The sequence below is a fragment of the Acidimicrobiales bacterium genome, assembly GCA_035531755.1.
In the GTDB taxonomy this organism is placed as follows: Bacteria; Actinomycetota; Acidimicrobiia; order Acidimicrobiales; family UBA8190; genus DATKSK01.
Genome location: DATKSK010000005.1, coordinates 23,047 through 35,711, shown reverse-complemented (window position 1 = coordinate 35,711; position 12,665 = coordinate 23,047). Strand labels below are relative to the sequence as shown.

General features: G+C 71.7%; 12 protein-coding genes. 6 read left to right on the top strand and 6 right to left on the bottom strand.

Translation table 11 applies throughout. From position 1 onward, the window contains the following. The first annotated feature begins 311 nt into the window (after positions 1-311). From VMV22_01290 to VMV22_01275, 4 genes are all read left to right on the top strand, one after another. Positions 312-575, top strand: coding sequence for a hypothetical protein (locus VMV22_01290; protein ID HUY20951.1), 264 nt, complete (start codon positions 312-314; stop codon positions 573-575). A 69-nt stretch (positions 576-644) separates the two neighbouring features. Further along, a complete protein-coding gene (locus VMV22_01285) occupies positions 645-935 on the top strand; it encodes a hypothetical protein (GenBank protein HUY20950.1) in 291 nt (96 codons plus the stop codon). 212 nt (positions 936-1,147) lie between these two features. Further along, positions 1,148-1,843: a GAF and ANTAR domain-containing protein gene (locus tag VMV22_01280; protein HUY20949.1), complete on the top strand. Its 696-nt coding sequence runs from the start codon at positions 1,148-1,150 to the stop codon at positions 1,841-1,843. Between the two features lie 128 nt (positions 1,844-1,971). Beyond that, positions 1,972-2,739, top strand: a complete 768-nt coding sequence (locus VMV22_01275; protein HUY20948.1) for a GAF and ANTAR domain-containing protein — start codon at positions 1,972-1,974, stop codon at positions 2,737-2,739. A gap of 26 nt (positions 2,740-2,765) precedes the next feature. Here VMV22_01275 and VMV22_01270 read toward each other — a convergent pair whose 3' ends face one another. Continuing rightward, complete coding sequence (locus tag VMV22_01270; protein HUY20947.1) at positions 2,766-4,427, bottom strand: AMP-binding protein; 1,662 nt, start codon at positions 4,425-4,427, stop codon at positions 2,766-2,768. Positions 4,428-4,607: 180 nt separating this feature from the next. On the opposite strand from VMV22_01270, the gene VMV22_01265 reads away from it, so the two are divergent. After that, entirely contained in the window at positions 4,608-5,735 is a 1,128-nt protein-coding gene (locus VMV22_01265) for an LLM class flavin-dependent oxidoreductase (protein HUY20946.1), read from the top strand. A gap of 21 nt (positions 5,736-5,756) precedes the next feature. Here the strand turns inward: VMV22_01265 and VMV22_01260 are convergent, their stop codons facing one another. The 4 genes from VMV22_01260 to dxs form a co-directional block, all read right to left on the bottom strand. Continuing rightward, positions 5,757-6,530, bottom strand: a complete 774-nt coding sequence (locus VMV22_01260) for a PIG-L deacetylase family protein (GenBank protein HUY20945.1) — start codon at positions 6,528-6,530, stop codon at positions 5,757-5,759. Positions 6,531-6,765: 235 nt separating this feature from the next. Next, positions 6,766-7,386, bottom strand: coding sequence for a cysteine hydrolase family protein (locus tag VMV22_01255; GenBank protein HUY20944.1), 621 nt, complete (start codon positions 7,384-7,386; stop codon positions 6,766-6,768). Between the two features lie 98 nt (positions 7,387-7,484). Next, positions 7,485-9,107: an acyl-CoA synthetase gene (locus VMV22_01250; protein ID HUY20943.1), complete on the bottom strand. Its 1,623-nt coding sequence runs from the start codon at positions 9,105-9,107 to the stop codon at positions 7,485-7,487. Between the two features lie 93 nt (positions 9,108-9,200). Continuing rightward, positions 9,201-11,093 (bottom strand): 1-deoxy-D-xylulose-5-phosphate synthase, encoded by a 1,893-nt coding sequence (dxs, locus tag VMV22_01245; GenBank protein HUY20942.1) that lies wholly within the window; start codon positions 11,091-11,093, stop codon positions 9,201-9,203. Positions 11,094-11,477: 384 nt separating this feature from the next. Here dxs and VMV22_01240 point away from each other — a divergent pair, with 384 nt between their 5' ends. Further along, on the top strand, positions 11,478-12,239 hold the full coding sequence (locus tag VMV22_01240) for an AIM24 family protein (GenBank protein ID HUY20941.1): 762 nt from the start codon (positions 11,478-11,480) through the stop codon (positions 12,237-12,239). 23 nt (positions 12,240-12,262) lie between these two features. Here VMV22_01240 and VMV22_01235 read toward each other — a convergent pair whose 3' ends face one another. Next, positions 12,263-12,640, bottom strand: coding sequence for a hotdog domain-containing protein (locus VMV22_01235; GenBank protein ID HUY20940.1), 378 nt, complete (start codon positions 12,638-12,640; stop codon positions 12,263-12,265). Positions 12,641-12,665: the final 25 nt, after the last annotated feature.

Genomic DNA, 12,665 nt, shown 5'->3' with positions numbered 1-12,665 from the left:
CCACTGAACGGCGCTCGAGCAACATGCTCGGCGCCTTCGTGGCCAGGGTCCGGGGCAACGATGTCGCAGACAGGACCGAAAGGGTCTCGGCCGCACCTGCGGTCACCCGTTCTTACCACCGACGGCTTCGCCCTACAAGGGCCACGTGGTGAGGTTGCCCGCATCGACGGATCGTCCTGGGCCCCACTCGTGGCGCGGGCCGCCGTCACGAACGAGTGCCACTGATGCTATGATGAGAGAGCTGAAGGGTCCCAGACCCCGCCTCTTTCGCACTTGGCCGACGGCCAGGCAACGAAATGGAGGCACGACAGATGGGTCTCGCAGGAATGGTCTTCAGCATGATCTCCATCGCGGCGGGTGCCGTCATGTACTGGGCGGTCACCTCCCAGGGGCACGGATTCCGGCTGTCCACGGTGGGGGTCATCCTCATGGTCGTCGGAGCGGTCGGGCTCGTCATCTCGGCGATTGTCTACGCCACGTCTCGCCGACCGGCCGGCAGCGGGCATCGCACCTTTGACCGGCAAGTGACCGACACGGCGGGTCGCACCGCCGAGGTGCACGAGGAAGTGCGCTGAGCGACCCTTCATCCGTCGCCGAGCGAATCTTCCGGTCCCGGGCCATCCCACAGAGAGAACGGGTAACTCATGAAGAACGCCTGGAAGGGTCTCATCGTCGGCGCATTGACGGGGATGGTCGGTGGCTCTGTCATGGACATGGCGTCCGGCGCCCGGCGCAAGACGGCCGAGTTGGCTCATGACGTGATCGACGGGGCCCCCGCAGTCGCCAAGGCGGCGACGCACAAGGCGGCGACCATGCTCCACGACGCCGATGTCCCGGCACGAGGGCGCGATGCGGCGCCGGGGGTGGGCGATCCCGAGGTCGCCAAGAAGGCGAAGAGAGCCACGCCACAGGTGGCCGCGGGCTCGGAGCCCTGACGCCGACCGGCCGATCCTGCCCACATCCCAGATGTCCGGTCCCCGCCACAACCGGCGCCGGCCGGGCGCTCTGACATCGAGACCGCCATGGTCCCGGCCCTCCGACGGGCACCGCTCGCCGATCCGAGGTGACAGGAGCAGCCGCACCAGCTCACCGCGTTACCGCCTTTCCGGTGTACCGGTTTGCCGGTCGGAAGGAAGCGGGGTGAATCATGAACGCCGAGGATGCCGACCAGTTCCTGGCCGCACTGGTCGCGCACACTGAAGATGCCGTGCCGTCGCTTTCCACCATCTGTCGAAGGGCGAGCCGGCTGCTCCACATGCGTGGCGCTTCGGTGGTGTTGATGAATGACGGCACGTTGTCGAGTGTCGCCAGCGCGTATGGCGTGCCGGTGATCGTCCAAGACCTGGAGTTCACATTGGGCGAAGGCCCGGCGAGCGACGCCTATACCGAAGGGCGGCCGGTCTTCGTCGACAAGCTCACCTCGTTCACCAGCCGCTGGCCGCAGTTCGCCCGGGCGCTGGTCGAGACCGAGATCCGGAGCGTCTATGCGCTCCCGCTTCAGCTGGGGGCCATCAAACTCGGGGTGCTCGTGCTCTACAGCGACCGGCCCGGTGCCTTGAAAGGCGATGGGCTCTCCGCGGCGGTGTTGGTCGCCGATCTGGTCACCGATCAGGTGCTGGCGATCCAGGCCGGAGCGGCTCCGGAGGTCTTGGCCTGGGGAATCGCTGTCGATGACGACCGGGCGGTCGTGCACCAGGCCACCGGGATGATCTCCGCACAGCGTGACTGCACCATCGGCGAAGCCATCGTGCGGCTCAGGGCATACGCATTCGCCGCCGAGCGGCCCATCGATCAGGTGGGCGCCGACGTGGTGGCCGGTCGACTGAGGTTCGACAGACCATGACTTCTCCGCTCACCGAGAAGCGGCTGACGGCGTCGCCCGACGCAGCGAGCGGTGGCCAAATAGCATTGGTTCCCTCGAGACAAGCCTCCAGGGATCCACTGGGGTGCTTCCAGGCGTCGGGAGTGATCATGGACTCACGCGAAGAGTGGCTGGCCAGGACGTTCGTGGAGCTGGCCGACACGCTCGTCGCCGACTTCGACGTGATCGAGTTCATGTCGATGCTGGTCGACCGGTGCGCCGAGCTACTGGTCTCGGCGGAAGTGGGCATCGCTTTGGCCGCCACCCGCGGGGAGCTGCGAGTCGTGGCGTCATCCACAGAGCGCATGCGAGCGGTCGAGTTGATCGAGTTCCAGAATGACGAGGGCCCGTGCCGGGACTGCCTGCGCAGTGGTGAGCCGGTGCTGAACGCGCGACTCGACGACTCCCGAGCCCGCTGGCCGCAGTTCACCGCCGGGGCTCGGGAAGCAGGATTCGAAATGGTGCATGCCCTGCCGCTCCGGCTACGCAGCGATGTGATCGGGGCCATGAACATCTTCAGCACCGTTCTCCGAGAGCTGTCTGCCCAGGATGTGAACCTCACGCAGGCGCTCGCCGACGCGGCGACCATCGGTATCCTCCAAGAGCGGGCCATCAAGCATGGCACCGATCTGGCCGGCCAGCTCCAGAGCGCACTCAACTCGCGGATCGTCATCGAACAGGCCAAGGGTGTCGTGGCCGAACGGCGGCACGTGGGCATGGACGAGGCGTTCGCGTTGCTCCGCGGTCATGCTCGGAGCAACGGCATCCCGCTGAGCGATGTGGCCCGGGCCATCATCCACCGGTCGCTTGCACCCGCAGAGCTGCAAGACAATACGCGTGCTGCACGCCACGAGCGCGAGTCGAAACGCACGACCTGAGGGACTCGGCTTCGGCTCTGAACCGGTCAGCGCCGCACTGACTCCTCGAGGTCGGCGACGTCGGCTTCGAGCAGCGGCTGGTAGCGCGTCCCGGTGGCCCGGCCCGGCCGCCACCACACCGGGTCGGCGCAGTTCCACCGCTCGGCGCGCAATGCCCGTACGAGCACCTTGGACGTGGCGGTGACGGGCAGCACCGTGCACACGCGCACGAAGCGCGGCGCCCACTTGGTGCCGAAGTCGGGCTGGGCGGCGATGAAGGCGGCGAACTCCTCGGCGTCGAACACCGCCCCCGGGCGCAGCTGCAGGGCCGCCATGACCTGGTCGCCCACCACCGGGTCGGGCACGGCGTACACCGCGGCGAGCACCACGTCGGGATGCCGCTCCACGATGCGCGCCACGGGCGCGGCCGCGAAGTTCTCGCCGTCGACCCGCAGCCAGTCGTCGGCTCGGCCCGCGAAGTAGAAGAAGCCATCCGGGTCGCGGTAGGCGAGGTCCCCGGTCCAGTACCACCCGTTGCGCAGGCGGGCCCGCTCGGCCTCGTCGTTGTGCCAGTACCCCTCGAATCCCGCCGCCCCGCCGGCCGACACGAGCTCGCCGATGGCCTCCTCGGCGTTGACCAGGCGGCCGTGGGGGTCGAAGCGCGCCGGCGGGCACTCCTGCGCGGTGTCGGGGTCGACGACCATGGTGCCCTCGGGGGCCCGGCCGAGCGCACCGCGCGGCGTGTCGGGCGTCCGCTGCACGGTGGCGCCCCCCTCGGTCGACCCGTAGCTGTCCACCACCACACAACCGAAGCGCTCGCCGAAGCGCACCACGTCGGCCTCGGCGCCCTCGTTCCCGAACACGCGCACCAGCGAATTGTCGGCGTCGTCGGGACGCTCGGGCGTGGCCAGGATGTACGACAGCGGCTTGCCGACGTAGTTGAAGTAGGTGACGCCGTGGCGCCGGACGTCGGGGAGGAAGCCCGACGCCGAGAACCGCCCGCCGGTGGGCAGCGCCACGGTGGCGCCGGCCGCCAGCGCCGGTGCGAGGCCGGCCATGAGGGCGTTGGAGTGGAACAGCGGCATCGACACGGAGCAGACGTCGTCGGGGGTGAGCCCGAACATCTGGGCGACGATCCCGCCGATCCGGGCGAGTCGGCCGTGGGTGCAGCGGCACGCCTTGGGGGCCCCCGAGGTGCCCGAGGTGAAGATCAGGTACCCGAGGCTGTCGTCGGTGACGCCGCTCACGTCCGCGGTGGGCAGGGGGGCGCCGACGTGCTCGGCGAGGGCGGCGTCGTCGGCGGGGTCGTCCACCACGAGGACGCGGGGGCTCGACGCCGAGACCGTCCCGATGGCGGGCCCGAGGTCGAGGCCGTCCACCAGGGGCAGGTGGGCACGGTCGGTGACGAGGAGCTGGCACTCGGTGTGGGCGAGGTCCCGGGCGAGGTCGGCGCCCCGGTGGGTCGGATTGCCCCCGACGAGCACCGCGCCGGCGGCGGCGGCGGCGCCCAGCCACAGGACGTGCTCGGGGACGTTGTCGAGGAGGGTGGCCACGTGGAAGGCCCCCGGTGCCCGCAGCTCGGCGAGGAGGGAGGCCCGGGCGCCGGCGCCTTCGACGACCTCGGCCCAGCTCCACGTGGCGTCGCCCGCCACGAGCCCCGGGCGAGGGTCGCCGGCGCGGGCCCGCAGCAGTTCGGCCATGGTGTCCATGTCGGGCCCGTCCTCGCAGTCGTGGGTGGTGGCGGGGCGGCCCGGAGTGGTCGCCGGGTCACGAGGCCCTGGTCAGAGCCCCTGTCGGTGGCCGGTGCGGCCCCGCCCCAATATTGGAACACGTTGCATTTTCGATGGCAAGCTGGTACGGTCCCGCACCGAGCGAGAGGAGCTGCCGCCATGGAGTTCGGGATCTTCAACGCTGTCAGCCTGCTACCGCAGTACCGCCAGGCCCACGGCGCGGCGGCCGAGCACGACCGCATCATGGACGAGCTCGCCTACATCCGGGCCGCCGATGCCGCCGGCTTCAAGTACGCCTGGGCCTCGGAGCACCACTTCCTCACCGACTACTCCCATCTGTCGGCGAGCGAGTCGTTCCTGGCCTACGCCGCCGCCCAGACGTCCAACATCCACCTCGGGTCGGGCATCTTCAACATCACCCCGCCCGCCAACCACCCGGCGCGCATCGCCGAGCGCGTGGCCATGATCGACCACCTCTCCGAGGGCCGGTTCGAGTTCGGCACCGGCCGCGGCTCGTCGACCACCGAGCAGAAGGGCTTCGGCATCGAGGACCAGGAGCTCACCCGCGAGATGGTGGCGGAGACGCTCCCCCAGATCGTCCGGATGTGGAAGGAGGAGGACTACTCCTACGACGGTCGGTTCTTCACCATGCCGACGCGCAACGTCCTCCCCAAGCCGTACACCGACCCTCACCCGCCCCTGTGGGTGGCGGCGGGCAGCCCGGGCACGTTCGAGCTGGCCGCCCGGCAGGGGCTCGGGGTGTTGTGCTTCGCGTTCGGCAAGCCGGAGGGCTTCGCACCCCTCATCGAGAAGTACAAGAAGGAGATCGAGAACGCCGACCCCGTGGGCGGCTACGTCAACAACAACATCATGATCACCACCCAGATGCTCTGCCTCGAGGACGGAGGGCGCGCACGGGCCGCCTTCACCGGCATCGACACCGGCACGCACCTGAGCCTGGTCTTCCGCTACCTGGACACCTTCCCGCGTCCCGCGGGAGTGCCCGAGTGGCCCGACCTCATCCCGGACTCGACGCCCGACCAGATCGACAAGAACATCGGGAGCGGGCTCATCGCCGTCGGCGACCCCGACGAGGTCACCCGGTGCATCCAGCGCTTCGCCGACACCGGGGCCGACCAGCTGAGCTTCGGCATGCTGTCGTCCTCCATGCCCATCGAGGTGTGCGAGGAGGCGGTGGCGACCTTCGGCAAGCACGTGCTGCCGCAGTTCGACAAGGACCCGGTGCACAGCACCAAGCGCCAGCGCGACGCCCAGATCGGCGCCTGAGCAGCGCCTGAGCAGCGCCGCTCAGTCCCCGGCGCCCGCCACGGGGAAGAACATCTCCCAGGGGCCCACGAAGTGCTTCAGAAAGCGCGGGGTGAGGCCCTCGGTGTCGTCGTTGTGGGCGGCCAGCTGCGAGGGGTAGGCGGCCACCGCAGCCCGCTTGCGTTCCAGGTAGCCCTGCGTGCTCACCAGCTCGGGCCGACCTGATCGGCGCACCTGGCGCACCAGGCGCGGGGGCCGGTCGAACTGCCAGATCGGGTAGGCGAGCAGCCGGGCCCCGCTGCCGGCGAGGGCACGGCGGGTGGCCACCCCCAGGGCCCCGTGGTCCTCGTGGGGGTCGGTCTCGTCCGTGACGAGCACGTCGGCGGGGCGCACCGCCGCCACCACCCCGGCGATGGCGCTGACCAGCGCCTCGTCGCCGGCGTCGAGCTCGGCGTCGACGAAGTCCAGGTGCGTGACCTCGGACGGGGCCAGCCCGAGGACCGCGCACGCCGCCCGGAGCTCGGCCGCCCTCAGGGCGGCCACCTCGGCGGGATCGCCCGGCGGCGACTTGCTCCCGTCGGTGACCACCAGCAGGTGCACGGGGGTCCCGGCGTCGATCTTGCGCATGATGGTGGCGCCGGCACCGAGCGTCTCGTCGTCGGGGTGGGGTGCCACCACGAGGCACGACCGCCGGGCGCTGGACACGGTGGTGTCGTTCCCTATCCGGAACAGCGCATGGTGCAGCACCACGGCGAGTGCGGGGTTGAACGGTTCGAGCGCGTCCCCGAGGACGGCACGCGCCGGCTGGCTCACCACGGGCCGAGACACTACCGGGGCGGTCTCGGTTTCAGGAGCCCAGGTCAACTATCGTCGTGGCCGGTCGCCCTGTGCGTTACGTGCGGGGGGCTCGGGCGTCGTCGCCTGAGGCGGGTCCTCGGTGGTGCCGGCGCTTGGTCGGGTCGCCGCTGCGGTGTCACCCTCGGCCCCCCCGGGGTCGGCACTCGCGGCGGCGGTCCCGACGCACCGCACACGGGGTCACGCCAGCGAGCAGTCAGGCGAAGGTCGACACGATCTCGTCGACCGTGGCGAGCGCCGCCACCAGCGCCACCGTGTGCCGCATGACGGCCTCGGCGTAGTCGGACGGGACGCCGGCGACGGCATCGGTCGCCACCACGACGCGGTACCCGAGGTCCACGCCCTCGATGGCGAGCCCGGGGATGCCGAGGTTCAGCGACACGCCCGTGGCGATCACCGTGGACACGCCGAGCGCGCGCAGCGTGGCGTCGAGCGTGGTCCCGACGAACGGTGACACGCCGTGGCGGCGATGCGACACGAGGTCCTCGGGTGCGGGGCCCAACGCGGAGACGAGCTCCACGGCGGGCGTGCCGTCGACGAGATGCTCGGGTCGCCGCAGCATGGCGGCGATGAGCGGGGCGTTGCGGGGCGAGCCCCGCCGGTCGGGCCGGAACCCGGCGGTGCAGTGCACGACCGGGACGCCCGCGGCGCGTGCCCCCGCCAGCAGGCGCGCCGTGTTCTCGATGACGCCGCCGTCGCGTACGGCGGCGGCGAGCTCGGGGAAGCTCGACAGGTCGCCCACGACGCCGCGTTGCAGCTCCATGGTGAGCACGGCGGACCGGCCCCCGCCCACGAGCTCGGCCAGGTCGACGGGCATGCGGCGGAGCGTAGCGGCGGGGCGGCGGGGCGGCGGCGGGGCGGCGGGGCGGCGGGGCGCTGGCGGAGCCGGTGGCGGAGCGGTGGCGGAAGCGCCCGTCAGTCCAGCGAGGGCTGGGAGGTGACGATGGCGTCGGCCCAGCGGTAGTCGGGCTTGCCGCTCGGTGAGCGCTCGATCTTGTCCACGCTGTGCAGCTGCCGCGGCACCTTGTAGCCGGCCACGTGCTGGCGGCAGTGGTCCTGCACCGTCTCGAGCGACGGGACGGCACGTCCGGGCCGGACCTCGACGATGGCCGCCACCCGCTGGCCGAAGCGCTCGTCCGGCGCGCCCACGACGATGGCGTCCATGACGTCGGGGTGCGAGCGCACGACGGCCTCCACCTCCTCGGGGAAGATCTTCTCGCCCCCTGAGTTGATGCAGATCGACCCCCGCCCGAGCAGGGTCACGGCCCCGTCGGCCTCGACGGTGGCGAAGTCGCCGGGCATCACGTAGCGCGTGCCGTCGACGACGATGAACACCTCGGCGCTCTTCACCGGGTCGTTGTAGTACCCGATGGGGATGTCGCCCGAGCGGGCGATCTTCCCGATGACACCGGACCCCGGCTTCACCAGCTCGAGGTTCTCGTCGAACACCACCGTCCCGCCCGTCGACGACACCGTCGGGCCGCTCTTCATCGCCGTCGCGCCGGGACGGACCATCGAGATCCCGTTGTTCCCGGACTCCGACGACCCGATGGCGTCGGTCATGATCAGGTTGGGGAAGTGCCGGAAGAACTCGTCCTTGACGGCGGGGGAGAACAGCGCCGCCGTGGAGGTGATGCCGATCAGCGATGACATGTCGTAGGCGGTGTCGGGGTCGTCGAGCGCCTCGATCAGCGGCTTGCCCATGGCATCACCGGTGATCATGACCATGTTGACCTTCTCGCGCCCGATGAGGGTCCACACCTCGTGGGGCTCGAACTTCGGGACGAGCACGATCCGGTTGCCGACGAAGCTCTGGCCCATCACCGCCCACTGCGTGGCGCCGTGCATGAGCGGCGCGATGGGGAGGAACGTGAGCTGGCCGCCGGCGGCGACACCCTTCTCGACCATCTGCTCGGGTCGCTCGACGCGCACCCCGGTCAGCGCGTCGATGCCGCCGCCGAGGGCGTAGAAGACATTGCGGTGCGGCCACACGACACCTTTGGGCATCCCGGTGGTCCCGCCCGTGTACAGCACGTAGAGGTCGTCACCCGACCGGGGCCCGAAATCGCGCTCGGGCGAGCCCCCGGCGACGGCCGCCTCGTAGTCGACGGCGTCGTGGCACGGGTCGGGCTCCTGGCTGTCGTCGTCGATCACCACGACGTGGCGCAGGCTCGGGAGCTCCGGCAACAGGGTGGCCACGTGGGGGGAGAACTGCCGCTGGTGGACGAGGGCGACGAGATCGGCGTTGGAGAACAGGTACCGCAGCTCGTCCTCGACGTAGCGGTAGTTGATGTTGATCCACACGGCCCGCAGCTTGAACACGGCCCACGCCGTCTCGACCCACTCGGCGCTGTTCAGCGCGTAGATGCCGACGTGGTCCCCCGGGCCCACGCCCACGGCGGCCAGATGGTGCGCGAGCCGGTTGGCGCGCTCCTCCATGTGGCCGTAGGTGAGCCGCCGGCCGTCGGCGACCAGGTACTCCCGATCGGGGAAGGCGTCGACGGCGGCCTCGAACAGGTCGGCGAGGTTGAACTCCACGGCCCCAAACTAGAACAAGTTCCCGTCGCCGGCACAGCCCGGCGAGGTGGCGCCGATCGGCCGGGCGGTGGGGCCGCCGCGCGGGGCGGGTGGTCAGGGCAGGCGCAGGCGGTCGCGCTCGGTGCCCAGGGCCTCGGTGACCGCGGCCGCGATGCCCGGGCCGTCGAGGCCGAGGTCGGCCAGGATCCCGTCGGGCTTTCCCTGCGGGATGTAGGCGGGCGGCACTCCGAGCACTCGCACCAGGGGGAGCGGGTCCGCCAGCTGGTGCCGTTGCAGGGCATCGACCAGGAAGGCCCCCGCCCCACCCACGCGGATCCCGTCCTCCACGGTGACGATCAGGCCGTGGGTGGCGGCGTCGGTCAGCATGGCGGGGTCGGGGGGCGACACCACCCGGACGTCCCACACCGTGGCGTCGACACCGTCGGTGGCCAGTTTGGCGGCGGCCTCCTCCGCCGCCTCGACCATCTTGCCCACGGCCAGGAGGCACACCGAACCGTCGCCCCGGTGGACCTGGCGGGCCTGCAGGCCGCGGCCCACGGCGCCGGCGCGGGCCTGGCGGGCCGGGGTCTTCGGGAACCGGATGGCGGCGGGGCCGTCGAGCGACAGCGCCTCCTCCAGCATGACCGGCACCTCCTGGGCCGACGACGGGGCGAACACCGTCATGCCCGGGATCGACAGCATGAGCGACAGGTCGAGCACGCCGTGGTGGCTGGGCCCGTCGTCACCCGTGATACCCGCCCGGTCGAGGGCGAAGACCACGGGCAGGCGGTGGAGCCCGACGTCGAGGTTGGCCTGGTCGAAGGCGCGGCTGAGGAAGGTGGAGTACACGGCCACGACAGGCCGTAGCCCCGCCATCGCCATCCCCGCCGCGGCCGTGACGGCGTGCTGCTCGGCGATGCCGACGTCCAGGAAGCGGTCCGGGAACTCCGCCTGGAAGGGCAGCAGCCCCGTCGGCCCGGGCATCGCCGCGGTGATGGCCACCACCTCGGGATGCCGGTGGGCGGCGTCGAGCACGGCGCGGGTGAAGGCGTCGGTGTACGACACGGGCGCGATCGAAGCCGAGGGCGCCACCGAGGAAGGCTGCACCTTGAAGTCGTGGAGGCGCTGCACCTCGTCCTCCTCGGCGGGGGCGTAGCCCCGGCCCTTCTGGGTGAGGACGTGCACGACGATGGGGCCGTCCCACTCGCTGGCGTGCGCGATCGCCTGCTCCATGCCGGCGATGTCGTGCCCGTCGATGGGGCCCGCGTAGCGCACGCCCAGCGCCTCGAAGAAGCGGTGTGGCGTGACGATCTCGCGCACCGCGCTAGTGAGGCCGTGGAGGCTCGAGTAGGCGAGCCCGCCGAACCCCGGGATCGCCCGCAGCACGTGTCGGGCGCGCTCCCGGGCGTGCACGTACGACGGGCTCAGGCGCAGCTGCGTGAGCCCCGACGACAGCCGCGACACGGTGGGCGCGTAGGACCGGCCGTTGTCGTTCAGGACGATGACCACGCGCGTGCCGGCGTGGCCGAGGTTGTTGAGGGCCTCGTAGGCCATGCCGCCGGTGAGCGACCCGTCGCCCAAGACGGCCACCACCCGCCGGTCGTGCTCGCCCCGGCGGTGCATGCCGATGGCCAGGCCGTGGGCGTAGCTGAGGGCCGTCGACGCGTGGCTGTTCTCGATCCAGTCGTGGGGCGACTCGGCCCGTGACGGGTACCCCGACATGCCGCCGGGCTGGCGCAGCGTGGCGAAGGCGTCCTGGCGCCCGGTGACGAGCTTGTGCACGTAGGCCTGGTGGCCCGTGTCCCAGAGGATGATGTCGCGTGGCGAGTCGAACACGCGGTGGAGGGCGAGGGTGAGCTCGACGACGCCGAGGTTCGACCCGAGGTGCCCCCCGTTGGCCGTCACCCGCTCGACGATGCACGTCCGGATCTCCGCCGCCAGCTGGGCCAACTGGTCATGAGAGAGCTTCCGGAGGTCGGCGGGTTCGTGGATGTCGTCGAGGAGCATGGGCACCTGGCCGGGGGACGCCGGCGGCGGCGACCCCCGGTCACGCTACCGCGGACCACACCGGGCGGGGATACCGGCGGCGGCGTCGCGGGCACCTGCCGGGGCCGTCGCGGGCACCCATCGGGCCGGGCCCGGGCCCCCGTCGGGCACCCGGGACCGCGCCGGGGCACCCCGGGACCGCGCCGGGGCACCCCGGACCGCCCGGGACCGCGCCGGGACCGCCCGGGACCGCGCCGGGGCACCCCGGGACCGCGCCGGGCACCCCCGGTGTCCGGTGCCCGGCGCGCGCGGCGGAGTGCATGCCTGCAAGAGACGCGACGGCGGTGCAGACTCTGCGCGGGTGTGCGTCCGGGCGCTCCGGGCGCCGGTCGAGAGGAGCGAGTGATGCAGGCCAACGTCAACGGGACGACCATGCCGGTCCTGGAGATGGTGCTCGAGCCGGGCGAGGCGCTGATCTCCACCCACGGCGACCTGTCGTGGATGACGGCGAACATGCAGCTCTCCCAGACGACCTCGACCGGGTCGGGCGGGGGGATCATGAAGGGCCTGAAGCGCATGGCCGGCGGCGGCGGCCTCTTCCTCACGCGCTACGAGCCCCAGGGCGGCCAGGGCATGGTCGCCTTCGCCAGCAAGGTGCCCGGCCGGATCTTCCCGATCGACGTCACCCCGGGCCACGGCTACGTCGTGCACCGCCACGGCTGGATGTGCGGCACGCCCGGCATCACCCCGTCCGTGGCCCTGCAGCAGTCGTTCCGCGGCGGGCTGTGGGGCGGCGAGGGCTTCATCCTCCAGAAGCTCGAGGGCGAGGGCAAGGCGTGGGTCGAGCTGTCGGGCGAGATCGCCACCTACGAGCTCGCCGCCGGGCAGTCGCTGCTCGTCCACCCCGGCCACGTCGGCATGTTCACCGACAGCGTGACGTTCTCGGTGATCCGCCTGCCCGGCATCGCAAACCGGTTCTTCGGCGCCGACGGGCACCACCTCGTGTCGCTCACCGGGCCGGGCAGCATCTGGCTGCAGTCGATGCCGCTCCCGGTCCTCGCCCACGCGCTGTCGGAGTACATCGGCGGCGGCGAGACCGGTCGCGATGCCGCCACGGGGGGCGTGGTGGGCGGGGTCCTCGGCAACGTCCTCGGCCGCTCGGTCTGACGGGCGGCCGGCGCCGCCGGCCGTCAGCGGCCCTTGGCGAGGAAGTCCTCCACCTCGACGACGACCCGGGTCATCTTCCCCGCCCCCACCAGGCCGGCGGCGTCGGTGGCGGTCACCGTGAAGATCAGGCGGCGGCCCTCGACCTTCTCGAGGGTGGCTTCGGCGGTCACCTCGGAGCCGACGCGCACCGGCGCCAGGTGGTCGAACTGCACCCGCACGCCGACGCTGGTCCGGCCCTCGCCGAGGGTGCCGGCCACCGCCAGGCAGGCCGCCTCCTCGCACAGGGCGACGAGCCGCGGGGTCGCCAGCATGGGCACGTCGCCCGAGCGCATCGCCACCGCGGTGTCGCCCGGCGCGACCACGAGGGACGTGCGGGCACTGAGACCGGGTTGGACGGGCACGGCGGTACGATACGAAACACAGGCG

Bases quoted from the DNA above. Each gene is read 5' to 3' on its own strand.
- VMV22_01290 (HUY20951.1), top strand. From the start codon at position 312: ATGGGTCTCGCAGGAATGGTCTTCAGCATGATCTCCATCGCGGCGGGT.
- VMV22_01285 (HUY20950.1), top strand. From the start codon at position 645: ATGAAGAACGCCTGGAAGGGTCTCATCGTCGGCGCATTGACGGGGATG.
- VMV22_01280 (HUY20949.1), top strand. From the start codon at position 1,148: ATGAACGCCGAGGATGCCGACCAGTTCCTGGCCGCACTGGTCGCGCAC.
- VMV22_01275 (HUY20948.1), top strand. From the start codon at position 1,972: ATGGACTCACGCGAAGAGTGGCTGGCCAGGACGTTCGTGGAGCTGGCC.
- VMV22_01270 (HUY20947.1), bottom strand. From the start codon at position 4,427: ATGGACACCATGGCCGAACTGCTGCGGGCCCGCGCCGGCGACCCTCGC.
- VMV22_01265 (HUY20946.1), top strand. From the start codon at position 4,608: ATGGAGTTCGGGATCTTCAACGCTGTCAGCCTGCTACCGCAGTACCGC.
- VMV22_01255 (HUY20944.1), bottom strand. From the start codon at position 7,386: ATGCCCGTCGACCTGGCCGAGCTCGTGGGCGGGGGCCGGTCCGCCGTG.
- dxs (HUY20942.1), bottom strand. From the start codon at position 11,093: ATGCTCCTCGACGACATCCACGAACCCGCCGACCTCCGGAAGCTCTCT.
- VMV22_01240 (HUY20941.1), top strand. From the start codon at position 11,478: ATGCAGGCCAACGTCAACGGGACGACCATGCCGGTCCTGGAGATGGTG.